Source organism: Metabacillus sp. B2-18 (assembly GCF_021117275.1).
Lineage (GTDB): Bacteria > Bacillota > Bacilli > Bacillales > Bacillaceae > Metabacillus.
Genome location: NZ_CP088245.1, coordinates 1,609,029 through 1,634,694, shown reverse-complemented (window position 1 = coordinate 1,634,694; position 25,666 = coordinate 1,609,029). Strand labels below are relative to the sequence as shown.

Genomic DNA, 25,666 nt, shown 5'->3' with positions numbered 1-25,666 from the left:
TTCTACTTTTTTCAGATTATACCATAGGCTAAGACGTCTTTGTTTAGAGCTATCATCAGTTTTAACTATGGTTAAATTCAAGTATTTTTTCCTTTCAGTTATCAGTAAAATAGATTGAATTCTTTATTGTTTTAATACTTCTTCCCTCAAAGCACGTCTTAAAATCTTTCCGACATTTGTTTTAGGTAATTCCTTCCGAAATTCAATAAACCTCGGAACTTTATAAGTAGCCAAATGTTTACGGCTGTATTCAATCATTTCCTCTTCTGTTGCTGTTTTCCCTGATTTTAAGACAATAAATGCTTTTACCGTTTCCCCTCGATACTCATCAGGTATACCAATGACAACTGCTTCTTGAACGCTAGGATGTTCATAGAGAACTTCTTCAATATCTCTCGGATAGACATTGTAACCGCTTGCAATAATTAGGTCTTTTTTTCGATCCACAATGGAAACATAGCCTTCTTCATCCATTCTTGCAATATCACCTGTAAACAACCAGCCATCTCTAAGTGTAACAGCTGTTTCCTCAGGCATATTCCAGTAGCCTTTCATCACCTGTGGCCCACTAATAATCAGTTCTCCCAGCTCTCCAATTGGTACTTCCTGTTTACCTGTTGCTACATCCACTATTTTATATGCAGTGTTAGGCAACCCTAACCCAACAGTACCAGCCTTTCTTTCTGCAAATGGCGGGTTACAATGGGTAGTGGGTGAAGCCTCGGAAAGCCCATAGCCTTCTAAAATTTTGGCACCAGTTTTTCTTTCAAATTCATTCAACAACTCAACCGGCATTGGAGCACTTCCACTGTTGCACGTTTTAATTGAATCAATTCCATATTCCTCAGCTTTTGGATGGTTAGTAATTGCTACATACATCGTTGGTACGCCTGGAAATACTGTAGGCTGTTCCTTCTTAATTGTTTGTAGCACTTCCTCTAAATCAAATCTCGGGAGCATGATTAAGCAGTTTCCACACAAGATGGTAAGGTTCATGCAGCTAGACATTCCGAAAACATGAAATAATGGAATGACTGTCAAACATTTTTCTTGTCCCATAATAATTTCTTCTTTAAAAAATTCATAAGATTGCACAGCATTTGCAACAACATTTCTATGAGTCAGCATAGCCCCTTTTGAACGTCCAGTCGTTCCTCCCGTATATTGTAAAACCGCGATATCATGTTCCGGCTCAATATCAACTGGTAAAACCTGACCGTTCTGTTTAGCTAGAAAACTCTCAAATGTGTCATCCTCTTCCTGAATGTTTCCAGAAGGTTGAAGACTAACAGTGATGATATTTTTCAACTGTGTTTTTGACTGAATAGACTTTACTCTCGGGTAAATACTGTCAAAAACAACAATTGTTTCAGCACCAGCATCATTTAAAATGTACTCTAGCTCCCTTTCAACAAGCATAGGATTGAGCTGAGTAACAATTCCACCAGCACCTAAGGCACCGTAATAGGAGACAACATACTGTGGACAGTTGGGCAGCATAATTGCAACCCTATCACCTTTTTGCACACCAGACTGTTGGAGGGCTGATGTAAAGGCAAAAACCATTTTTGCCACTTCATGATACGTAAATCTCTTACCATAGAAAGAAATTGCCTCATGCTTCCCATATTTATTAATTGTATTTTGTAGCATTTCAGGTAAAGAAATATGAGGAAGATCAACATTATTAGACACTGAATTAGGATATTTAGCCAACCACTTTTGATTGTTTTCCATTTACATACCTCCAAAAGAAAAATGATAGAAAACGATAAAGCTAGTTTTATAACACATGTGTACCACCATCGACAACAAGTACATCACCTGTTATAAAGTCTGAGGCTCTTGATGCTAAAAATACAGCAACCCCTTTTAAATCTTGATTTGATCCGAATCGCTTCAGAGGTGTTCCTGAAAGAAAATGGTCTTTACCATGCTCAATGATCACCTTAGACATTTTTGTTGGAAAAAATCCTGGAGCAATAGCATTTACATTAATATTGTACTGTCCCCATTTAGCGGCTAAATCTTTTGTAAGAGTAATAACAGCTCCTTTACTTGTGTTATACCCGATTGTGTCCATTAAATTGGGATCTGTTCCCCCTAGCCCGGCAACAGATGAAATATTTATGATTTTTCCACTTTTTTGTTTGATCATCTCTTTACCAACCGCTTGGCTCATTAAAAATGTTCCGGTCACATTTACATCAATTACCTTCTGCCATGCCTCTAGTGGCATCTCTACGGCAGGAGCTCCCCATGTTGCTCCGCTATTATTAACGAGAATATCTATTTGTCCAAATCGTTTCATTGTTTCATTAACAACATAGGTAATATCCTCTTTTTTAGTAATATCACACCGAAGACCAAGTGCTTGAACGCCATTTTCGGCTAAACGATTTGCGACTTCAACACATGCCTCTTCTTTTCGTGAGCATAAAACAATATTAGCTCCAGCTTCTGCAAATCCTTCTGCAATTTGTTCTCCGAGTCCTCTTCCACCACCTGTAATAACAGCTGTTTTACCTGATAAATCAAATAAATCCTTAATATGCAAATTCATTCCCTCCTTACTTACTGTCTACTGATATTTTTTTAATTCAAGCTTTCCTATCTGTGCGCGATGAACTTCATCTGGACCATCAGCTATTCTTAGTGTTCTTGCATTTGCCCATTGAGCTGCCAATGGAAAATCTTCACTCACACCAGCTCCTCCAAAAGCCTGAATGGCACGATCTAGTACCTTTAATGCCATAGTAGGGGCAACAACCTTAATCATGGCGATTTCTGCTTTAGCTTGTTTATTTCCAACTGTATCCATCATATAAGCCGCTTTTAGTGTTAATAATCTCGCTTGTTCAATTTCAATTCTAGAGTCAGCAATCCATTCCCTAATTACACCTTGCTGCGAAAGGCTTTTTCCAAAAGCATCTCTATTTTGTACGCGCTTACATAAAAGTTCAAGTGCTCTTTCTGCTGCTCCAATTAAACGCATACAGTGATGTATTCTTCCAAGACCTAATCTTCCCTGAGCAATAGCAAAGCCTTTTCCTTCTCCTAGAATCATATTTGCTGCTGGTACTCGAACCGACTGAAAAGAAATTTCTGCATGACCATGTGGTGCATGATCGTATCCAAAAACAGGCAGAACACGTTCGATTTTTACACCTGGAGTATCTAGTGGTACTAAGATCATAGATTGCTGTTCATGCTTTGGAGCTTCAGAATCATTTTTTCCCATAACAATGGCTATTTTACATCTTGGATCTCCCGCACCCGAGGACCACCACTTACGGCCGTTGATCACATACTCATCTCCGTCTTTTTCAATCGTTGCACAAATATTTGTCGCATCAGCTGAAGCAACTTCAGGCTCAGTCATTGAAAAGCAAGAACGAATCCTTCCATCTAGTAATGGCATAAGCCACTGTTGCTTTTGCTCTTCTGTCCCATACCGAACTAGTACTTCCATATTGCCGGTGTCAGGTGCATTACAGTTGAAAACCTCCGGAGCAATAAGTGACCTTCCCATAATTTCACATAACGGAGCATATTCGATATTCGAAAGACCTGCCCCATATTCACTTTCTGGTAAAAATAAATTCCACAAACCTTGTGCCTTTGCCTTGTCCTTGAGCTCTTCCATAATAGGAGGTATTGTTGTCCATCGTGATTGTTGCTCACCTAACTGTTGTTCATACAATTGTTCATTAGGATAAATATATTCTTCCATAAAAGTATGTAGTTTCTCTTGAAGTGATATTACCTTCTCTGAATAAGAAAAATTCAATCAATCTCACTCCTTCTCCCACACCAACTAACCGGTCGGTATGTTTCTATATCTATCATATAATGAAACTAATAAAATTATCAACATTAAATCTATAAAAACTCACTTTGCTAAGATTTGTTTAAACAAAAAAACTTGGTGAGCACCAAGTTTTTATCCTTTATATTCACCATTGTTTTTAGAAGCTTTTTCTTTCTTCGCTTTATCTTTGTGTATCTTATTCGTGTCAGTACTTCCTACTTCATGACTGAATTCAGAATCGATTACACTTGAATCAAAACCTTTTTTGTTTTTTTGCTGCGGGTCATTTTTCTTTGTTCTTTTTGCCAAGTTGTTCACTCCCTTTCGTTTTCATTGTTATTTTGTGAAAAGAGAAGGGATTTATGTGTGATTCCATATTTATTGTTTTAAAAATACAAAACAGCCTGCCATGTTCAATGACAGACTGATGTCTAATGTGTTAGTTTATTCAGTTTCTGTAACTTCTTGTGTTTCAATCTCTGTTGTTGTTAAGTACTTCTTTTGTAAATCCATATAAGCTTTTACGATTCGATTTGCAATGTGTTTATTAACTGCATCTTTATCGTTACTAGCCCACGGAACAACAACACTGAAAGCCACTTCAGGGTTCTCTGAAGGATAATATCCTATAAAGTTTAAGTTATTTGTTTTTCTACCCCAATACTCTCGCTTAGGACCATAGTAATTGGTTTGAGATGTTCCAGTTTTACCAGCAACATCATAATCAATATAAGCTGAAGCTGTTCCAGAGGTAACAACTAACCTGAAACCTTGTTGAACTCTCTCAATTTCCTCCGGTGTGTTATTAACTTTATTTAACACATTTGGAGACTTATCAACGGCAATAGGGCCTAATATTGAGTCTTCAACAGGTGTATGAATACTTGTGACAATACGTGGTTGAATCCTTGATCCCCCATTTGCAACAGCCGAAACATACTGTGCTAGTTGAAGAGGTGTATATGTGTCAAACTGACCTATAGCAATATCCAAAAGTTTACCCGCTGTATCCGGTGTACTTAATAATCCAGAGGATTCCTGTGGTAGGTCAATACCAGTAGGAACACCTAATCCAAATTGTGCAAAATAATTTCGCAGTCTTTGGAAATCCTCACTTGATACATTTAACGGCCCATTTTTCACATATTCAAGATCAGCAATTGCTAAGGCTACATGAAACATGTACACGTTAGAAGAAAGCTTTAACGCACTTAAATCGGTCATATAACCAAGATTTGAATATGAACCTTTTGGTGGAGTTCCTTTAAAATAGAGCTTTGTATCGTAATATCCCTTTCCAATAGGAATTCCTTTCTGGTATCCGGCTAAAACAGTCGCACCTTTAACTGTGGACCCTGCCTCATATTGAGTAGTAAACGTCCCATAAGGATAATCTATAATGTTGTTACGGTTTTTGGAATCTAATTGTTTTCCTACCATTGCTAATACATCACCTTGGTAAGGGTCCATCATTACAACAAACGCCCGGTCCATTAAAAAGTGACTTTTACTTGCCTGAAGTAATTCTTCTTCTACAATTTTTTCCACTTCCATTTGAAGTTCCATATCAAAAGAAAGCTTCAGATCATAACCTCTTTGTCCTTCATCTACAACTTCTTCAGAAATGATGTTACCATCTTTATCTGAAATATATTCTACTTTTGCTTTACGAGGATTTAAGTAATCTTCGTATTGATATTCTAAATAACTTCTCCCGACTCTTTCATTTCTAGCATAGCCTCTTGCCTTGTAATAATCTTCTCGAGATTGAAGAATACCTTCCTCAGGAGAGGTTACAGTACCAAAAATAGAGCCAAGTGATTCATATGGATAAGATCTTCCCCAATCAGTAATCACATCTACTCCAGGAAGCTGCTCCAAATGTTCAGCAACGAGTGATACCTCCTCATCGGTTAGGTTTAGTGATTTCACAACTTGTGGTTCGTACTGATATCCTGAAGAAAAGCGTGTATAGATGTAAGCTAACTCCATCTGTTCAGGATCAGACTTAATTGTATTAAATTCGTCCTCTGGCACACGCTCTACTTGTAATTTGTATGTTTCAGCAGGCTTCAGCTCAAGTTCTTTTTTAGAAAGAAGTTCTTTCGCCTCAGTTGGGTGAGAAGCTAACCAATAATCTTTAATGTCACGATCTTTTAGCTCATCTGTTAAGAATTCGTTATCATAACTAATATATTCTGCGAGCTTTTTCGCCGTTTCAATTTTATCCTCAGCTGATGTTGTTTTATCAACTGTATATGTGATGGCTGGTACCCTTGTATTGTCTACTACAACACGATTGTAACGATCATACATTTTCCCACGCGGTGCAGGTAAGCTTGCATAATCGGATTCTGTTCTAGAGACTTCCTTTGAAAACTCTTCTCCCTGAACAATTTGTACAACTCCTAAGCGAACGATAAGGGCGACAAACAACAGAAAGACAAGAAAAAAGAACACATTGATTCTGACATATCTGGACTTCCGTAGTTTCCGCTCTTCTGATTTATTTGTGTTTTGTTCTGTCAAAGTCGCTTTCCTCCTATTAATTTATATCTATTTCAAGATAACTTATTTTCTTAGGTTACCCTTTATTTTACCATTATCATCAATGAAGAGGTAGCTTTGCTTTATGACATTCATGTGAAGAAAATGAAGTAATGGGAAACATACCATACCGTCAAAAAGAAAAGACAACATGAATAGTTTCACGTTGCCTTTCCATCACTTTTAATTGACGTATATTTAACGAAAAAGTTTCAAATAACTACATTATTTTTAGTTATTAACTTCCGCTTTATCCCACAGCTTAACTAAAGCCTGTGTCCCTTTATTCTCATTCCCCTCTTCAGCGAGTTTCTCATAAAGCTCATGTGCAAGCTTTAATCCTGGGGTGAAAAGTTCCATTTCGTTTGATTCATCTAATGCAATTCCCATATCTTTTATAAAATGTTTTACAAAAAAGCCTGGTTCATAATCTTCCTCTAACATACGTGGTGCTAGATTACTTAACGACCAACTTCCTGCTGCACCAGTTGTAATGCTTTTTAGCACATTAGCTGGATCTAACCCTGATTTTTTTGCATAAGAAACGGCTTCACAAACACCGATCATACCCGATGCGATCGCAATTTGATTGCACATTTTCGTATGTTGTCCAGAACCTGCTCCTCCTTGGTACACAGTATTTTGTCCCATTTTTTCAAACAACGGGTAACAATGATCAAACGCCTCTCTATCTCCACCAACCATAATCGCTAATCGAGCTTCACGTGCACCGATATCTCCCCCAGACACTGGTGCATCTAGTGCGTAAATATTTTTTTGTTTCGCTTGTTCATAAATTCTCTTTGCCAAGGAGGGCTGAGAAGTAGTCATGTCAATAATGTATGTACCTGGTCTTGAAGATGAAATAATACCTGCTTCGTCTAAATAAACATGCTCAACATCTTGCGGATAGCCAATCATTGTAATAATAATATCAGACTCATTCGAAAGCTCCGCAACCGTATTTTTCCATTCAGCTCCTAAAGATAGCAGTTCCTCTGCCTTTTCCTTAGTTCTAGTATAGATGTTCAAATGATATCCAGCTTCTAATATGTGTTTTGCCATACTTTTCCCCATAACACCAAGACCAATAAAGCCAATTGTTTGTTTCATCTAACTTCCTCCTTAATGTACTAGTAACGAATCCCTTATTAAATAAACATTTGTGAAACTCTTCCTTCTCCATTTTGAACCAGCACTTCAGCATATGCTCCATTTATCAATGTTAGTTGTGGTGGTACATGACCACAGTCTATATCATATATAATCGGGATTTGAAGTTCACTATACAAATCATTATAAACATCTACTACGTGATAATTGTCTACAGATTGATTGGCAGCACTTCTTCCAAATAATATTCCTGAACAAGAATCAAACCAACCTGTTAGTTTCATTTGAACAAGAGATCTACGTAAATCTGTTGTATTTAGCTCACAGTTTTCAAAATACCAAATTACTTTATCATCGCGCTCTAAAAAAGAATCTTGAAATTTGCTAACCTGTCCATAAGGTGTACCTACCAGATGTCGGATTATATCAATACATCCTCCAAGTAAACGACCTTTGCATTCTTCCTTATGATTAGAAACAGTCTTCCACTCAGTTTTTTCAGTTAAATGAAAAACATGTGGTGAAGGATTGTTATGGTCCCATTGCTTTTGAAATTTTTCTGAGGAATTCTGAAAAATCAGCTCTCCTTTTTTCGTTGTTAAAACACTTTCCCATTTTGCGGTCGTCGAATCAGAATATTCACCTCTTAGATCTACTAGATTTGTTCCATGAGCTGTTGCCATTCCTGTTTTCAATGTAATAGCAAGGAGTAATGCACTTGTATCAGAGTAACCCATTACCCATTTATTCTGCATGTTATCAAAATCAATATGTTCAAGAATTTCAATCAAGAGCTCTCCACCCCAAGGGGGAACAATAAGCGAAATTTCATTATCTTTCATCATGGACATAAATTCATCCGCCCTTTTTTTAGCAAATGAAGATTTAGCTTTATTCTGTGTCCACACTGTTTCACCACAACGTGTTTTGTAACCTTTGTTTTCCATGCTTACTAAGGCCTGTTTAAACATTGAGTGAAGTTCTTCAGGAATCCCAGATGATGGTGCTGTTACTCCAATTGTTGCGTCATTTTGTAAAATTGGATATGAAATCAAATTTCCCCTCTCCTTTATAAAATAGAAATATAAAAACAAGGAGAAGCTTGCTTCTCCTTATCATCATTTAAATTGATTTCACCAGCCCACCATCGACTAAAAATGTTTGACCCGTCATATAGGAATTTAAGTCAGATAAGAGGAATGTAGCATAATTAGCAAATTCTTCTGGTAACCCATAACGGCCTAGTGGAATTTTATCTTTTACACTTTCCTCAACATCTTGTTTTGATACTCCTTGTTTCTTTGCTGCAATCTCATCTAAAGAGGCGACGCGATCTGTTGAGATACGTCCTGGAGCAACTGTATTTATTAAAATTCCATATGATGCAAATTCTGAAGCCAGAGTTTTTGTTAAACCGACAATACCCGTTCGAAAAGTATTAGATAAAATTAAACCAGGGATTGGTTCCTTTACGGAGGAGGAAGCAATATTTACGATCTTTCCACCGCTTTTCTTCATATAGGGGAGCACTTCTCTTATAATTCGGATATAACTAAGTAAGTTTAATTCAAATGCATGCTGCCAATCTTCATCAGTCATTTCTTCAAATGTACCTGCTGGTGGACCTCCTGCATTATTAACAAGCAGATCGATTGCACCAAATTCAGTTTGTGTAAAAGTAACAAGTTGTTCTATTTCTTCTTTGTTTTTTATATCACATACTTTGTATTCAATACGTCCATGACTATTTTGCCCAAGCTCATGTTTTATTTTTTTTAGCTTTTCTTCATCCCGACTAGATAACATAACATTTGCCCCTTGTTCTGCAAGCTTTTGAGCAATGGCTTTACCAAGTCCTTGGCTGGAAGCAATAACTAATGCACTTTTACCATTTAATGACATATCCATAGTTACACCCCTTATGTATGATTAAAGTAATTTTACCATATATATGAAGTTGAATATGAAGTTGAAGGCTAAAAAATAACAAAAAAACTCTCATCAATGTTACGATGAGAGTTTTTTTGTTAGGTGAAATATTCAACCTTGGCAGTTGGAAAATAGTGATCCACATAATCCTCTAATGTATCACGTAATTCCTGTTCTTGATCTTTTTGATAAATATATTTACCTATCCCATATCTGCCCCATTTATAACGTCTTTCTTCCTCATTTAATTCAAGCTTCGTTTTCGGATAATTTTTTTGAATTACTCGTTTTGCTGGCTTTGTAAAACGGTGTTGAATCATTTCAAACGTTATATCATCTCGTACATCTGCTGGGAGAGATGCATCCAGCTTTTCAAAGAGTGTTTTGTACCCTTCTTGCCAGCCCTCATGAATATAAATTGGAGCTACAATAAACCCTAACGGATACCCAGCCTTTGCCACTTTTACTGCAGCTTCAATTCTTTTATCAAGAGGAGATGTTCCTGGTTCAAAGTTTTTTATAACATAATCAGCATTAATGCTAAAACGAAAACGAGTCTTTCCATTATGTTTTGCATCCAATAAATGGTCAACATGATGAAATTTTGTTACAAAACGCAACCTTCCTATATCTGTTTGTCCAAAAAATTCAATTGCTGATTTTAAAGAATGAGTAAGATGGTCAATCCCTACTATGTCAGATGTACAAGAGGCTTCAAACCGTGTAATTTCTGGAGCACGCTCCTCCATATAATCCTTAGCTTGCTCAAGTATTTCATCTACATTGACATATGTTCTAATATACGGTTTACTACCCATTGTAGTTTGTAAATAGCAATAATGACAATGACCCATACATCCAGTTGCTAAAGGAATTGCATACTCAGCTGATGGCTTGGAGCTATCAAATTCGAGCGTTTTTCTAACACCGACAACTAATGTAGATTTGGCTGTTCGATATTGCTGAAGGTGGTTCTTACCTGGAATATTTCGGACTTGGTTATGAGACGTTGTTTCTCTAATCTCAAGACCCATTTTTTCAAATTTTTCTTTTAGTTCAACACCACGCGGGTATTCCAGAGCTCTAGGTTCTATATAAACTAATTGTGGAACAAAAGGTTTTATCATGATAGTACCTTCCTTTATATATAATCAAAGATTCTATACATATTTACCTTTTGCTTAATCGTTATCTAATAATCGATTCAAATATTTCCTATTAACTTAATCGAATTGTTGGTAATCAAATAGCTGATTGTAAAGCTCTTCGGCTTCCTCAAAACTAGAAAAGACAGCATCATCTTCTGCTAATGGATGGTATGCATCATGTAGGAAAATAGCCAATTCCTTTTGATTAGTAGGGTGCTCAACAATTTCTGCTTTTTCAATATTTGCCACATTTACAGCATGAGGATTTCTATAGATCACATATACTTCTTCACCTATTTTGAAATTGTCCATTTTGGAAAACTCCTCCCATCTATACTAGGGTTAGCTTTCCCATAATGAAGTGTATGTATTATCTTTAAAAAACATCAAAAAGACAGGCAAATTCTGCCTGTCTTTCGGTTATCAGTCAATTTGGAAAGTTTCTTTCACAAATGCAACGACTTCTTCAGTTGTACTCATAGATAAAACAGTTTCTTTTATGCTTTGGGCTTTTTCTTTAGATAGACCTTTAATTTGAGTACGTGCTGGCAGGATTGATGTAGCACTCATAGAGAACTCATCAAGACCTAAACCTAATAATAGTGGGATAGCGATAGTATCGCCAGCCATTTCACCACACATACCTGCCCATTTGCCTTCTTTATGTGCTGCATCGATTACCATAGAAACCAGACGTAAAATAGCTGGGTTATACGGTTGATATAAGTATGACACACGCTCATTCATACGATCTGCAGCCATAGTGTATTGAATTAAATCATTTGTTCCAATACTGAAGAAATCTACTTCTTTTGCAAATTGATCAGCCATTACTGCTGTAGATGGAATTTCTACCATCATACCAATCTCAATTGAATCAGATACTTGTACCCCATTGGCAACTAGCTTTTCCTTTTCTTCTAAAAGAATTGCCTTAGCTTCTCTGAATTCAGAAACTGTCGCAATCATTGGGAACATAATCTTTAGATTTCCATAACTACTTGCACGTAATAATGCACGTAATTGTGTTCTGAAAATTTCTTGTTCTTCCAAGCATAAACGAATTGCTCTAAAACCAAGGAATGGGTTCATTTCTTTTGGAAGATGTAAGTATGGTAATTCTTTGTCTCCACCGATGTCTAAAGTACGAACAACAACCGGCTTATCACCCATTCTTTCCAAAACAGTTTTATAAGCATCATATTGTTCATCTTCAGTTGGAAGCTGATCTCTTCCCATATATAAGAATTCCGTACGATAAAGTCCAACACCTTCACCGCCGTTTTCTAGCACACCTTTAACATCATCAGGTGTTCCAATGTTAGCAGCAAGCTCAACATGCTGACCATCACTTGTAATGGTAGGTTCATTTACAAGCTTTGCCCATTCTGCTTTTTGAGCTTCATACTTTGCCTTTTTCTCTTCATATTGAGCAATAACATCTGAAGATGGATCAATAATAACATCACCATCTAATCCATCAACAATAACCATTACACCATTTTCAATCGTTGATGTAGCTTGCTTTGTTCCAACAACAGCTGGAATTTCCATAGAGCGAGCCATAATTGCAGAATGAGAAGTACGTCCACCAATGTCTGTTGTAAATCCTTTTACATATTGACGATTTAATTGAGCAGTATCAGATGGTGTTAAATCTTCAGCAATAATGACAACTTCTTCAGAAATTAGACTAGGGTTTGGAATTTGCACCCCTAATAAGTGAGCAATAACACGCTTAGTTACGTCACGAATGTCAGCTGCACGTTCTTTCATATATTCATTATCCATTGATTCGAACATAGAAACAAACATATCAGCTGTTTCCTTCATTGCAAATTCAGCATTAACACCTTCAGCGTTAATCTTATCCACTACTGGATTTAACAACTCAGGATCACTTAAAACTAATAAATGTGCTGCAAAAATTTCAGCTTTGTCTGCACCTAATTCACGATTAGCATGGTCTTTTATTTTTTCAAGCTCTGATTTTGACTTGTTTATTGCATCATCAAAACGTTGCTTTTCTGCCTCTTTATCTGCAATTGTTTTTTGTTCAATATTTAGTTCTGGTTCTTCTAAACGGTAAGCTTTTGCAATAGCAATACCAGCCGAAGCTCCAATCCCTTTAAGGTTACTCATTATTCGCCTAACCCTTCATTTTTTAAAGTTTCGCCAAGACCTGTAACTGCTTCGTCTGCATCAGAACCTGAAGCAATAATCTTGATTTGAGAGCCTTTTGGAATTCCTAGAGACATAACACCCATGATTGATTTTAAGTTAACAGTTTTACCATTGTACTCAAGGTTTACATCTGCATCATACTTACTTGCAGCTTGTACCAACACAGTTGCTGGACGAGCGTGAATTCCTGTATCTGCTGTTACTGTAAATGTTTTTTCTGCCATTTTCATCAATCTCCTTTAAAATCATTCATATTATTCAAAAATTAATTTTATAGCCACACATGTAAAAATACAAGTGTGGCTTTTGGATATTAAAATTACTTGCCTTCAATCTCAATGATATCAGTATCATTTGCTGCAACATTATCTTTTGTTTGCAGTTTAATTGATTGACCCTCTTTTAAGTTCGTGAATACGATTGGAGTTATAATTGAAGGTGCATTAGATTTTACAAAATCTAGATCAACCTCTAGAAGTTTTTGACCTTGCTCAACTATGTCACCTTCTTGGACAAATGCTTCGAATCCTTCACCTTTCAGATTAACTGTATCAATACCAAAGTGAATAAGAATTTCTCTACCACCATCAGATTGAATACCAATAGCATGTTTTGTAGGGAAAACATTTAAGATTTTACCATTAACAGGTGAAACGACTGTTCCGTTAGAAGGTAGAATTGCAAAACCATCACCCATCATTTTTCCAGAGAATACTTGGTCTGGAACTTCTGTAATATCTTTAATCTCACCTGTAAGTGGAGAAACAAATGTTTCATCTATTACATCATTTTTTAATCCGTCAGCTACTACATCCTCAACTTGCTCTTGAACTTCTTTTTCTTGAGAATGAGTTTGTGTTGCTTTAGGACGTTTGCCAGACATAACATCTTGGATTTGAGTTTTTAAATTATCAGATTTAGGTCCAAAGATTGCTTGTATGTTGTTTCCAATTTCTAATACACCAGATGCACCAAGTTTTTTCAAACGATCTTTGTCAACATCTTTAATGTCATTAACTGTAACACGTAAACGAGTAATACAAGCATCTAAGTGCTTAATGTTTCCAGATCCACCTAAGGATTCTAACACTTGGAATGGTAAATCTCCTGCATTTGCTTTTGGTTGACCTTCATCAGAAGTTTCAACATCAGTTTCCTCACGACCAGGAGTGGCAAGATTCCACTTTCTAATTGCAAAACGGAAACCAAAGTAATAAACAACTGCAAAGACTAAACCTACAGGAATAACTAGCCACCAGTTTGTTTGTGGGTTTAATACCCCGAATAATAGGAAGTCAATTAAACCTCCAGAAAACGTCATACCAATTTTAACATTAAGAATGTGCATAGTCATAAATGATAAACCAGCAAAGATTGCATGAATACCGAATAATACAGGTGCTACGAATAAGAATGAGAATTCAAGTGGTTCTGTAATACCTGTTAAGAAAGAAGTTAGGGCTGCAGAACCCATTAAACCTGCAACAACTTTTTTATGTTCTGGTCTTGCTTCATGGTAAATTGCAAGTGCTGCAGCTGGTAAACCAAACATCATGAATGGGAATTTACCAGTCATAAATGTACCTGCTGTTAAATCTTGTACACCATCTCTAATTTGAGAGAAGAAGATTGTTTGATCTCCACGTACAGTTTCTCCAGCAGCATTTACATAACTTCCAAATTCAAACCAGAACGGTGAATAGAAGATATGATGAAGACCGAATGGAATTAACGAACGTTCAATAACACCAAATATAAAGGCTGCCAACGTTCTGTTTGCATCTAATAAGTTTGTAGAAAAAGCGTTTAAACCTGTTTGAATTGGAGGCCAAACAAAATACATTACAATACCAAGTAATACTGTTGCTCCAGCCGTTACAATTGGTACGAAACGCTTACCAGCAAAGAATCCTAAATAAGATGGTAAATCAATCGTGAAAAAGCGATTATACATGGCAGCAGCAATAATACCAACGATAATACCACCAAATACCCCTGTTTGTAGGGTTGGGATACCTAGTACATTACCATAGGCAGCACCGTTATTAGCTAAAAAGTCAGCAAGCTCCTGTCCACCAGACGGAAGTGTACCAACTCCCTTAAGGATACTACTCATTGTAATATTCATTATTAAGTAACCAATTAAAGCAGCAATACCGGCAACTCCATCACCGTTAGCTAAGCCTATTGCAACCCCAACTGCGAATAATACAGGTAAATTCGAGAATACAATGTTACCTGCATTCTCCATAACACTTGCAATTAATACGATCCAATCTGCTGTTAAGAATGGTGCTAAATCAGTAAGTGTTGGATTTTGAAGGGCATTACCTATTGCAAGTAATAAACCAGCAGCTGGTAATAATGCAACTGGCAGCATTAGTGCACGTCCGACTTTTTGCAAGACGCCGAATGCATTTTTAAACATAATCATTTCCTCCTATTTTGTTAATTTCTGTAGTCAATAAAAGTACAAAGCCTAAAAAAACAATCTACTATTAACCGTTTACATTAAGCTCAGGAATTGTCCCGATGCATACAAAAAAGGCATGGTGAACATGTATTTTAGCTGCTATTAGGTATAGTTCCCCAAAATAGCAATTAAAAACACCTTGTTCACTCATGCCTGATCGAATCAGTAACACGTGAATAATATCTGTTACAATTATTTATTTGTTAGTCGGTATAAGTGCATTGTTAAGTAAACTGCTTCAGCTTCATAAACAGATTTCTTTAAAACCTGTTGCATTACTTTTATCATTTTCCAAGAAGTATTGTAGCATAAAGGATATTCTTTTTTCAACAAAAAAGCTAATTTTTCTGGTTCTGTAACAGATTCCCCTGAATTCACTCTTTCAATTGTGTAGCGAAGATGGCGAATTAGACGTAAATAGTTTACACTTTCTCGATCCACTTTGATCTTTAAAGACTCCTCTATCACTTCTGTTAACCGGCTAATGAGCTGAGAATATTGATTTACTTCTGAAAGTGGTTTATTAGATATTGAGCTATGAATATGAAGCGCAATAAAACCAATTTCTCCTTGAGGAAGCTGTACGTTTAATTTATCATTCAGCATATTAATAACCTCTGTTGCCAGCTCATATTCAAAAGGATATAAAGACTTTGTTTCAAGGAGAAAAGGATTCTTCAAATCCATACCTTGCTGCAAACGCTTTAAAGCAAATGCTAAGTGGTCTGTAAGTGCTATGTGAATATGTTCATTTAATGGCTTGTCAACACGTTCAAAGATATATTGAATCACTTCCTGCATAATTTCGAGCATTTCTTCATCAATATCTGATAGCAGTAACTTATATTGCTCCTGCTCCTTTTGATTTGTTAAAACAAACATTTTATCATAGCTATCTTCTTGAATTATGTCTCCTTCTTTTTTACCAAAACTAATGCCTTTTCCAATTAATACAACCTCTCCAAAAGAATCATGAGATGCTATCAAAACGTTGTTATTTAAAGTTTTTTTTATTTTAAAGGACTCCATCGCGAAATCCACAGCTCCTTTTCATTCAATCCTTCATATCGTACAAAAGTTATGTATGGACGTCAATGAATTTGTCGCTTATTGTAGAAAAATTTCTTTTGATTAATTCTTGACTTGCTAGTCTAGGAGAAAAAAGAAAGCTGCATATTGCAGCCGCTAATTTACTTCATACTCATTGGGTACATATTCATCTTTATGAAACTGATCTGATGAGCCTATAAAAAAATATTCAACCGTTTTACCAGCTAATTCTCTTCCACTTGATGGTCCATGAACCATCTTCCCTGGTACTAGAGACGTTCGTTCACCTTTATCGTCTACATAATAATATTTATTAGTTGCCCACCCCTCATGGATATGTTCTTCATCTGTATATGTCATTCCATTTTGACTAACTTTATATACTTGATTATTTCCTTCATTCTTTACTTTTTCAGGTAACTGTTGATCATATTTTACTTGAACCCAACCTACATATCCTTCTGGTATTAAAAATGTTCTTGAAGACACCTGATCATCCTGTTTGCAACCAGTAATAAAAAGAAAACACCCTGTAATAAGAAGTAGTTTTTGTATCATCTTATCACCTCCTTTAGTTAGGATGGCGACTTTCGACAAGTTCTATTAGGTAATAATTCCATGTTGATTATTTTTCTTGTTGGAAAGACTAATAACTGAGGTGAAAAAATGAAGAAAAAACATCTTTTGTTTCACGTTATTTTTTTTCTTTTTGTTAGCTTTTCAAACAATAATGTTGCTATAGCAGAAAATCAACAAATTAAAGTAATGGATATCGAAACAAATGCAATTATCAAAGAAAAGAAACTATCTTCTGAAATGGATCAATATGCAATTAGCGCAATTAAGAGTATTCAAAAGGTCACAGTACAAGCAAATCCTATCCCCAATAAAGGTTATCTCATCAGAATACCATTAACAAAATCATATAAAGTTAAAAACAAATGGTTTGATTCTCTTATAACAGAAATTATATTAATATATGATCATTCAACAGAAAATCAAGGGAGATTAATTTTATATGACGATGAAAATACACCGATGTTTTTTGACATAGAATTTAATTTCACCGATTTATTGAAAACTTTGGAAATTAAAGAATAAGGAATAAGAAATTTACTGTTAGTTGAAAATAGAGAAGGAAAAAGTCTCGGAGGTGAAAACATGCAAAACAGCAATGATAGTAAAGAACAAAAATTTCAAAAACAACAAAACGAAGCTATGGAATCAACAACATCTAAAGAAATGACAACTAAGAAAAAGAAGCAAAAATAATTAATAAGCAATATGTTTACGTACTTATTCATTCTTCCTATTATGGTATAATAGGGTTATAATTGACCGTGGATGTTGCAGCATCCACAGTCTGCAGTCGACAGATCTTAAAGTAGATTTAAATGATTAGACCTCTAGAAGGTCTATTTTTTTTGTGAAAAAGCCAGAATAGCAATAACTAAAGAAGCAAATGTAAACATAGAAATAAGACTCTCATAAATCGTCAACAAGCATCACCTCCTTTTAGAAGGGGCTTGTTCGATCACTTGACTGCAAACTTATTGTACCATAAAACAACTCCGGATTGGAACGTATGTTCTATTTTTAATTCATTCCTCCTATATTAATCACCCCCTCTGTTTATTCAAAGTATGATTTAAACTCTTTTAATAACTATATTTGGTTTCTTTACCCGCTCCATAGTGTTGTAGGCAATTTTCACCTTTGCTAATATACCTTTTAAAACTTCATCATCGTTTTGTTGCTTTAGATACAGATCAGAAAAATCATGTAAGGCTCTTGCAAGAAGTTCTACCGCTTTTTCATACTCACTTGTATGTTTCCCTTTTTGATCCTTAACAGAATGTTTCATCATTTCTTTTGAAATTTCTTGGATTAATAATATTTTTTCTCGTTCTGTCATCCTCATTTCTCCCCTCTCAAGGATCTAAACTAAAAATGTGATCCTTACATCTTACGCCTGATAAAGAAGAAATATGGCTAAAAAATATCGAATATATGTTCGTTTTTAGTGGATAAAAGAATGTACGTTCGCATATAATAAAGGTGAAGAAAGATGGGGGTGTCCTTATGAAATACTTTTTAAAATTAAGCTTAGAAAATAAATTGCCGATTACAATTATTTACTTATCAGGATCAGGCAGCTTTTCAAAAAGAAAAATACTTGTTCGGAAAATATCCGATGAGAAAATAATGGCTTATTGTTATTTACGAAAAGAAATTCGTACCTTTTCAGTTAAAAATGTACTTTCTGCAGGAGTGGATCCTTCTTTAAAAGCAATTTAAGCATTATCATACTTATTCACTTTATACTCTGCAATATCATCTTTCATATTTATTCTTTTCAATAACATTTTTTCATGAACAGCATAGGATAATTTAAATCATGTTAACTTAACTTCTTAAAATAACTTGTCTCTATGTGTTTTGTAATGTTCAATATGGGTATTACATAATTAAGCGCGCAATGAAGCAACACCATGATACAACTACAAGACGCTTAAATCAGTGGCGCGGCCAAGGAGCCGCAACGATATAAGAGAGGCAGGGCTTATATCTTAAGGCGTCAATAAAATAGACAATAACAAAAAATAAACCCTTAAAGCTAAATAAGCTTACATAAACATCAAGATAGAAGATCGTGAAAGTATTTTGATGATGGTTTCTCGATTTTCAACAAAAAGAGGCTGACTGTTTAACTTAAAACAGTCAGCCTCTGTCAATGATGAGCTCTCTTTATCTAGACTATGACTATATTGATAATTGCTGCGACAATGTATAAACTCCCTCTGGAAACGGATCTTTTTGTTTCAAAATTTCAATAATATCATGATCAACAATCTCTTGCTTTTGCATGCCAATTGCTCGACCTGATTTTCCTTGGAGTAAAAGTTCAACAGCTCGGGCACCTAATCTTGATGCTAAAACACGATCAAAACCTGTAGGAGATCCACCTCTTTGAATATGCCCTAATACTGAAATTCTTGTTTCTAGATGGTATTTTTCCTTTAATTGTTCTGCTAGTTCATTTGCAGAACAAACACCCTCCGCTAATACTATAATAGAGTGCTTCTTTCCACGTTTTATACCTTTATTTAATTTTTCAACAACATCATTTAATTCAAAAGTTCTTTCGGGGATTAATATAGTTTCAGCCCCAACAGCCACTCCAGAAAAAAGCGCAATATCTCCTGCATGACGTCCCATTACTTCAATAATAAATGTTCGATCATGAGATGTTGCGGTGTCCCTAATTTTATCAATATTTTCGACAACAGTGTTTAAAGCTGTATCATATCCAATGGTATAGTCTGTTCCTGGGATATCATTATCAATTGTTCCAGGTAAACCAACACATGGAAAACCTTTTTCAGTTAATTTTGCGGCCCCACGATATGAGCCATCTCCACCTATAACTACAAGTCCATCGATACCTAAATCCTTTAGTTGTCTTATTGCCTTGTGCTGTGATTCATCTTTTTTAAATTCTTCAGATCTTGCCGAATAAAGAATCGTACCACCACGATGGATAATATCTCCAACTGAACCTAGCTCAAGTTTTTTTATTTTCCCTTCCATTAAACCAGCATAGCCATGATATACACCATAAACGTCTAACCCTTCATAAATCCCTTTCCGAACAACAGCACGTATAGCTGCATTCATACCTGGTGAATCTCCTCCGCTCGTTAACACTGCTATTTTTTTCATAATACAACCTCCTGAAAAATTTCTTATATAATTCCTTTTAAGTTATTGTACTCATTGTCAGGAAAAGTCCCTAGATAATCAAACACTCGGTTATCCCGATTAATCCAAGCAGTCCGAAAACCAAAATGTTTAGCCCCTGCAATATCCCAAGTATTAGAGGAAACAAACAAAATCTCTTCTCTCTCAACGAGGCCACTGAAAAAGTCCAAGTAAAAGGTAGAAAGATTCACTTAGGTGAACTTTTCTACCTTTTTTACTTTATAATTAAAATTATAAATATAAGTGGGTGGTTTCCAATGATACAAAAACAACAAACAATGATGTTTAGTCCATATGTGGCTCTATATGATATCGTCGTTCCTCAGGATAATATGTTACGAAGAATTAAGGATCTAATTGACTTTTCTTTTATTTACGAAGAATTAAAGGATAAATATTGTCTAGATAATGGGCGGAATGCGATAGATCCTATTCGCATGTTTAAATATTTGTTTTTGAAAACCATTCATGATGTTTCAGATGTTGATATTATCGAGCGTTCAAAATATGATATGTCCTTCAAATATTTTTTGGATATGGCTCCGGAGGAAGCCGTTATTGATTCAAGTTCTTTGACAAAGTTTCGTAAGCTTAGGTTAAAAGACATGAACTTATTAGACATGCTTATCAATAAGACAGTGGAGATTGCCATTGAGAAAGAGATTATTAAAAGCAAGTCCATTATTGTAGATGCCACCCATACAAAGGCGAGATATAATCAAATGACTCCAAAAGAAATACTAATGGAGCGCTCCAAAAACCTCAGAAAAGCAATTTATAAAATTAACGAGAGTATGAAGAAGAAATTCCCCGTAAAGCCAAACAATGATCTACTTGAAGATGAGATTACTTATTCCCAAGAGCTCATTGAAGTGATTGAAAAGGAAGAAAGCCTTTTAGAGTATCCAAAAGTCAAGGAACATCTTAATCTCCTGAAAGAAGCCGTTGCAGATGATATCGAACAGCTACAGTCCATGAATGATCTAGATGCCAAAGTCGGACACAAAGCAGCTGACTCATCATTCTTTGGCTATAAAACTCATCTGGCGATGAGTGAAGAGCGAATTATTACAGCCGCAACGATTACAACCGGAGAAAAAAATGATGGAAAAGAGCTACAGACACTTGTTGAGAAAAGTATAGATGCAGGAATGGAAATTGAAACGGTTATTGGGGATACTGCGTATTCTGAGAAAGACAACATTCAATATAGTAAGGAAAATGGAATTAAACTGGTCTCAAAATTAAATCCTTCCATAACTCAGGGTACCCGAAAAAAAGAGGATGAATTTGAATTCAATAAGGATGCGGGCATGTATGTCTGCAAGGCAGGGCATATGGCTGTACGGAAAGCTAGGCAAGGTAAAAAAGGAGTAGGCAAAAACCAAGTTGATACCTACTATTTTAATGTTGAAAAATGCAAGAGATGTCCTTTCAGAGAAGGGTGCTACAAAGAGGGAGCCAAAAGTAAAACATATTCTGTTTCCCTTAAGTCTGATCAACATTCATCCCAAGCACAATTCCAGAAAAGTGTATATTTTAAGGAAAAGTCTAAAGAGCGTTATAAAATTGAAGCGAAAAATAGTGAATTAAAACACAGACACGGGTATAATGTGGCAAAATCCTCGGGTCTAATTAGCATGGAGTTGCAAGGCGCCATGGCTATATTTACGGTAAACATTAAAAGAATTCTAAAGCTACTAGGGGAAAATTAGAGAAAATATGTGGCTAATGCAAAGAAAGAGCCGACTTTAATTCCTAAAAAAGGAAAAAAAGTCGGCTCTTTTTAAACTCACATGAATAATCTTTAAAATCGTCAGATTTTCAGTGGCCTCCTCTCAACCTTAAGCTTTTTTAATACGAATTGATAAGACATTGGTGTCGGTTTATACTGTTTTCTTTCATCAACAGAGATCAACACTATTTTATTATTATTTATTGAAGAATTATGTATTAGCGGCTTTAACATATCGAGAGAGCCGTTTGAAAACATTGCTATTTTTTTATTTTCAAGTGTGGCTAGCACCTCTTCAACTTCATCATATAATGATAAATTTGCATATTCATTAATCAAGATCTCTTCTATTTCGGAATTATATGGGAGACTTAAACTTTTACAGGAATATGCTAATGACTCTTTTGTGATCGTTAAAAAGGTCTCATAATTTCCCATAAGCTGCCTCAGAAACGAGTACTCTAATTGTTTTTTTCTCCAAAGTTCACTCAGTTCCTGACCTTTGCTTGGAAAAAGAGAGTTACATTTTTCAACAACAGAATGAACATTAAACAATGTTCCATACACATCAAAAACAACGGCTTTTATCAATTTTCATCACTCCTTTAGACTTTCCCATTTTTACTTTATTAACCAAAACACTACGGTGAAATTACTCATATCCTTAATAAATAACGGTAAAAGAACACTTTTAAAGTTCCTTTTATGCTATACCCAAACAGTGGACAAGATAATCAATTCGCTAGAATCATTTAGCAATTTTATTCTTGAATTATTTTTGTTTAACTTTTGTATAATCTTTGGTAAAATAAAATCATTCTAAATTTTGATTCTGAAACGAGGGATAAAGATGGTCAATTATTGTAGATCCTGCTTTCAACCTCTTAAAATACATAATCAAGGTTTTCTTTCAATATTTTCTAGCGATAATGATAAATTAAAAGAAACTTTGACGAAACTTTATTTTAAACAGGTTAACACAGATCATTTCATTAATGCTTTTGAGTCAAAAAGTGCATTAAAGGAATTTCTTTCTTTTATTCATTATGAATTGGGTAATGTTCTTGAAGAAGTTAAAGGGGCCATACACCAGGAAGAAGTGCCGGGACCTTTTGAAAGGTATTCATTACAAACAATATATGAACATACCATTCATGAAAATACAGTTAACATTATAAAAAATGGAGAGTTTATTAGTTATATGCAGCCCATAATTAATATGGAAAGTGGCGATATTTATGGATATGAATCACTTCTAAGGGTAAAGGATCAATCTATTTTTCCTAGTCAACTATTTGAAGTTGCCAGAAAAACAGAAATGCACTCTATATTAGATAAAAAAGCCCGTGAAATCGCCATAGAGGCTCGAACAAATCAAATCCCACAAGGAATCAAAAGCTTTATCAACTTCTTACCTTCAACAATCTATAACCCTGCGCATTGCTTAAAACACACATTTCAAATTGTCGAAAAATACAATGTGGATCCAAATGATTTAGTGTTTGAAGTGGTCGAGACAGAGAAAATACATGATGTACAGCATTTAAAATCAATTCTAAAAACCTATAGAAACCACGGTATGAAAGTTGCACTAGACGATGTTGGCGCCGGATATTCTACATTAGATATGCTTTCTAAGCTTCGTCCTGATTATATTAAAATTGATAGACAATATATTCAAGATTGTCATATGAACAAAGACAATCAAACTTTTTTACTTGGTGTAATGAATTTGGCTAGAGAACTAGGTATTACAGTGTTAGGTGAAGGTATTGAAACAAAAGAAGAATTCCAATATTTAAAGGAAATTGGTATCGATTTAGCACAAGGATATTTTATTGGAAAGCCAAGCCCAAATCCTTCCTTACTTTTATTTGATAAAGAAAATCGACAACTAGCAGGTCTGTAATTCAAAAAATAGGGAATAACAGATACTTATATGTAACACAAAAGGGATTCAACAATTGAATCCCTTTTGTGCTATCTTTTAACCGCTCGATATCCCGCTTCTATCGCTTCATCTTCTGTACAAAACATTTCTTCCGGCTTTGTCATTTTATATGAAGGTGATTGCTCTGTATGAAAAATTTTTTCACCTTTTGAATTAATGTTCCCCTTAATTGTACACTCCTCATCAACTGGCAAACTTTGATTTAACTCGTTTTGGTCTTCATTAATTGTTGTCTGGAAACCTTCATTTGTTGCATAGTTTTCAATACTCCAAATCCCAATCTCATCTTGTTGAGCTTGCTCTTGAAGTGAATTGAATTCATCAATATACTTTGTATTAGGTTCAAACACATAAGCAACTCTTGCTAAACCCTTTTCCAAAAGCAACTTATTTACCATTTCTTTATCAACATACACATATGCCAACAGCCTGCCATATTTATCACGTTCACCTATTCCTAATTCAACCTGAACTTCTTTTCCATTTAACTGTTCCTTTAAAAATTGACTTGCCTCTGGACCAAACGGTTGAACAGGTTTAGTAGGGTGTACCGTCTCTGGAGTATCTACTAATAGTAATCGTATTGTTTCTTCTTTATCATTAATCATGACGTTTAATGTGTCTCCGTCTACGACATTTATTACTTTAGCAGATATCATGTCCTTGCTATCTTGATTTGCAGAGCATGCTATTGTTACTAAGAACATTAGCAGCAAGAAAAACAGGTTTATTAATTTCTTTCTCATCTTTTTTATGTCAATCCTTTTAGGTGCTACGGTTATTTAATTACAGTAAAATCCTTTGGAAACGTTGTTAATATCTTATTTCCATTTTCTGTTATCAACACATCATCTTCTATACGTACTCCACCAATAGAAGGTATGTATATTCCAGGTTCAATTGTATAAACCATACCTTTTGTTAACAAATCATCATTAATATGACTCATGGAAGGATATTCATGAACGTTAATTCCTAACCCATGTCCAAGTCGATGCGGGAAATAATCACTATAGCCTGCATCTGAAATCACTTTTCTAGCTATTACATCTAAATCTCCAATTCGAGTACCAGGTTTACTAGCTTCCAATGCAGCTAATTGCGCCTGAAGTACAGTATGATAAATTTCTTCTTGCTTTTCATTAGCCTGTTTATACACAAAAGTTCTTGTAATGTCGGAGCAATAACCATCTAATACAACACCAAGATCAAATAGTACAAAATCTCCATCAGTAAGCTGCCTCAACCCGGGATTGCCATGAGGATCCCCTGACTTTTCTCCGAATAATACCATTGTTGAAAAAGACATTTCTCTTATACCTTTTTTCTTGAGCTCGTATTCAATCGTGGCCAATACATCCATTTCAGTAACACCACTTTTAAGAGCCTCTACCCCAATTTGGACTCCATAGTCTGCAAGTTTAGCAGCTTCAGTTATGATTTTTATCTCACTTTTGTCCTTTATTAGTCTAAGTTGATTTAACATATCCTCTGCTGAAACAATTTGAACATCTTCATTTGAAAGTTGTTTTAACTTTTCAACCCTACTGTAGGAAACAGTTTCTTTTTCCACCGCGACCTTATTTAAAGAATGTTTATGTCTAATTCTCACTCTTTCTTTAATTAGCTCCCAAGGATCTTCGTGATCACTGTAACCAATAATTTCATTTTGCCACCCAGATGCCTTTACCTGATTAACCTCCATATTAGGACAAACCATAATAGGATCAGCTTCTTTAAATATAAAAACACCCAATAATCTTTCATGTGGGTCGGTATAAAAATGGGTTAAATAAAAGACGTTCTCTTTAGTTTGGATAAAACACATATCAATATTATGCTCTTGAAGCCATTTCATTACATGTTCTATACGATTTTTCATAATCTCACTACCCTTCTACACTTCTCTTTACATGATAGCAATGAACCTATAAAAGTACAATTTAACGAAACCCATAGTAAC

24 protein-coding genes are annotated in these 25,666 nt (G+C 35.3%); 4 read left to right on the top strand and 20 right to left on the bottom strand.

From position 1 onward, the window contains the following. Positions 1-123 precede the first annotated feature (123 nt). The 15 genes from LPC09_RS08205 to LPC09_RS08135 all read right to left on the bottom strand — a co-directional run bounded on the left by LPC09_RS08205 (position 124) and on the right by LPC09_RS08135 (position 16,813). Complete coding sequence (locus LPC09_RS08205; protein ID WP_231309398.1) at positions 124-1,737, bottom strand: long-chain-fatty-acid--CoA ligase; 1,614 nt, start codon at positions 1,735-1,737, stop codon at positions 124-126. 46 nt (positions 1,738-1,783) lie between these two features. Further along, positions 1,784-2,557, bottom strand: a complete 774-nt coding sequence (locus LPC09_RS08200) for an SDR family oxidoreductase (protein WP_231309397.1) — start codon at positions 2,555-2,557, stop codon at positions 1,784-1,786. A gap of 24 nt (positions 2,558-2,581) precedes the next feature. After that, a complete protein-coding gene (locus LPC09_RS08195) occupies positions 2,582-3,790 on the bottom strand; it encodes an acyl-CoA dehydrogenase (RefSeq protein ID WP_231309396.1) in 1,209 nt (402 codons plus the stop codon). Positions 3,791-3,943: 153 nt separating this feature from the next. Continuing rightward, positions 3,944-4,120, bottom strand: coding sequence for a hypothetical protein (locus tag LPC09_RS08190; RefSeq protein ID WP_162987278.1), 177 nt, complete (start codon positions 4,118-4,120; stop codon positions 3,944-3,946). 135 nt (positions 4,121-4,255) lie between these two features. Next, the gene (locus LPC09_RS08185; protein ID WP_231309395.1) at positions 4,256-6,340 is read right to left on the bottom strand and encodes a peptidoglycan D,D-transpeptidase FtsI family protein; all 2,085 of its coding nucleotides are present in this window, start codon (positions 6,338-6,340) and stop codon (positions 4,256-4,258) included. Positions 6,341-6,589: 249 nt separating this feature from the next. Continuing rightward, on the bottom strand, positions 6,590-7,471 hold the full coding sequence (locus LPC09_RS08180; protein ID WP_231309394.1) for an NAD(P)-dependent oxidoreductase: 882 nt from the start codon (positions 7,469-7,471) through the stop codon (positions 6,590-6,592). 38 nt (positions 7,472-7,509) lie between these two features. Further along, positions 7,510-8,526, bottom strand: coding sequence for a S66 family peptidase (locus LPC09_RS08175; protein ID WP_231309393.1), 1,017 nt, complete (start codon positions 8,524-8,526; stop codon positions 7,510-7,512). Between the two features lie 67 nt (positions 8,527-8,593). After that, complete coding sequence (locus tag LPC09_RS08170; RefSeq protein ID WP_231309392.1) at positions 8,594-9,379, bottom strand: SDR family oxidoreductase; 786 nt, start codon at positions 9,377-9,379, stop codon at positions 8,594-8,596. Between the two features lie 119 nt (positions 9,380-9,498). Further along, the gene (gene splB, locus LPC09_RS08165) at positions 9,499-10,527 is read right to left on the bottom strand and encodes a spore photoproduct lyase (protein WP_098797973.1); all 1,029 of its coding nucleotides are present in this window, start codon (positions 10,525-10,527) and stop codon (positions 9,499-9,501) included. A 96-nt stretch (positions 10,528-10,623) separates the two neighbouring features. Beyond that, positions 10,624-10,860: a transcriptional regulator SplA domain-containing protein gene (locus tag LPC09_RS08160; RefSeq protein ID WP_098797972.1), complete on the bottom strand. Its 237-nt coding sequence runs from the start codon at positions 10,858-10,860 to the stop codon at positions 10,624-10,626. 111 nt (positions 10,861-10,971) lie between these two features. Further along, complete coding sequence (gene ptsP, locus LPC09_RS08155; protein WP_231309391.1) at positions 10,972-12,690, bottom strand: phosphoenolpyruvate--protein phosphotransferase; 1,719 nt, start codon at positions 12,688-12,690, stop codon at positions 10,972-10,974. Beyond that, complete coding sequence (locus LPC09_RS08150; RefSeq protein WP_098797970.1) at positions 12,690-12,956, bottom strand: phosphocarrier protein HPr; 267 nt, start codon at positions 12,954-12,956, stop codon at positions 12,690-12,692. Before LPC09_RS08150 ends, ptsP begins: the two co-directional genes overlap by 1 nt. Positions 12,957-13,051: 95 nt before the next feature. Beyond that, on the bottom strand, positions 13,052-15,160 hold the full coding sequence (gene ptsG / locus LPC09_RS08145) for a glucose-specific PTS transporter subunit IIBC (protein WP_098797969.1): 2,109 nt from the start codon (positions 15,158-15,160) through the stop codon (positions 13,052-13,054). A gap of 237 nt (positions 15,161-15,397) precedes the next feature. Continuing rightward, positions 15,398-16,234: a glucose PTS transporter transcription antiterminator GlcT gene (glcT, locus tag LPC09_RS08140; protein ID WP_098797968.1), complete on the bottom strand. Its 837-nt coding sequence runs from the start codon at positions 16,232-16,234 to the stop codon at positions 15,398-15,400. 156 nt (positions 16,235-16,390) lie between these two features. Beyond that, positions 16,391-16,813 carry a DUF6843 domain-containing protein gene (locus LPC09_RS08135; protein ID WP_098797967.1) on the bottom strand — a complete coding sequence of 141 codons (423 nt, stop codon included), beginning with the start codon at positions 16,811-16,813 and terminating at the stop codon, positions 16,391-16,393. 108 nt (positions 16,814-16,921) lie between these two features. On the opposite strand from LPC09_RS08135, the gene LPC09_RS08130 reads away from it, so the two are divergent. Beyond that, positions 16,922-17,356, top strand: a complete 435-nt coding sequence (locus LPC09_RS08130; RefSeq protein WP_098797966.1) for a hypothetical protein — start codon at positions 16,922-16,924, stop codon at positions 17,354-17,356. 547 nt (positions 17,357-17,903) lie between these two features. On the opposite strand, the gene LPC09_RS08125 is transcribed toward LPC09_RS08130, so the two are convergent. Next, positions 17,904-18,170, bottom strand: coding sequence for a hypothetical protein (locus LPC09_RS08125; RefSeq protein WP_098797965.1), 267 nt, complete (start codon positions 18,168-18,170; stop codon positions 17,904-17,906). Between the two features lie 167 nt (positions 18,171-18,337). Between LPC09_RS08125 and LPC09_RS08120 the strand changes: the two genes are divergently transcribed. After that, entirely contained in the window at positions 18,338-18,553 is a 216-nt protein-coding gene (locus tag LPC09_RS08120; RefSeq protein WP_141549741.1) for a hypothetical protein, read from the top strand. A 465-nt stretch (positions 18,554-19,018) separates the two neighbouring features. On the opposite strand, the gene pfkA is transcribed toward LPC09_RS08120, so the two are convergent. Beyond that, positions 19,019-19,978, bottom strand: a complete 960-nt coding sequence (pfkA, locus tag LPC09_RS08115; RefSeq protein ID WP_098799354.1) for a 6-phosphofructokinase — start codon at positions 19,976-19,978, stop codon at positions 19,019-19,021. 296 nt (positions 19,979-20,274) lie between these two features. On the opposite strand from pfkA, the gene LPC09_RS08110 reads away from it, so the two are divergent. Then, positions 20,275-21,732: an IS1182 family transposase gene (locus LPC09_RS08110; protein WP_231308825.1), complete on the top strand. Its 1,458-nt coding sequence runs from the start codon at positions 20,275-20,277 to the stop codon at positions 21,730-21,732. 101 nt (positions 21,733-21,833) lie between these two features. Here the strand turns inward: LPC09_RS08110 and LPC09_RS08105 are convergent, their stop codons facing one another. Beyond that, on the bottom strand, positions 21,834-22,343 hold the full coding sequence (locus LPC09_RS08105; RefSeq protein WP_231309390.1) for a haloacid dehalogenase type II: 510 nt from the start codon (positions 22,341-22,343) through the stop codon (positions 21,834-21,836). A 259-nt stretch (positions 22,344-22,602) separates the two neighbouring features. Here LPC09_RS08105 and LPC09_RS08100 point away from each other — a divergent pair, with 259 nt between their 5' ends. Next, complete coding sequence (locus tag LPC09_RS08100; RefSeq protein ID WP_098799352.1) at positions 22,603-23,661, top strand: EAL domain-containing protein; 1,059 nt, start codon at positions 22,603-22,605, stop codon at positions 23,659-23,661. A 71-nt stretch (positions 23,662-23,732) separates the two neighbouring features. On the opposite strand, the gene LPC09_RS08095 is transcribed toward LPC09_RS08100, so the two are convergent. Continuing rightward, on the bottom strand, positions 23,733-24,449 hold the full coding sequence (locus LPC09_RS08095) for a thermonuclease family protein (RefSeq protein WP_098799351.1): 717 nt from the start codon (positions 24,447-24,449) through the stop codon (positions 23,733-23,735). A 32-nt stretch (positions 24,450-24,481) separates the two neighbouring features. Then, positions 24,482-25,585, bottom strand: coding sequence for a M24 family metallopeptidase (locus LPC09_RS08090; RefSeq protein ID WP_098799350.1), 1,104 nt, complete (start codon positions 25,583-25,585; stop codon positions 24,482-24,484). Positions 25,586-25,666 lie beyond the last annotated feature (81 nt).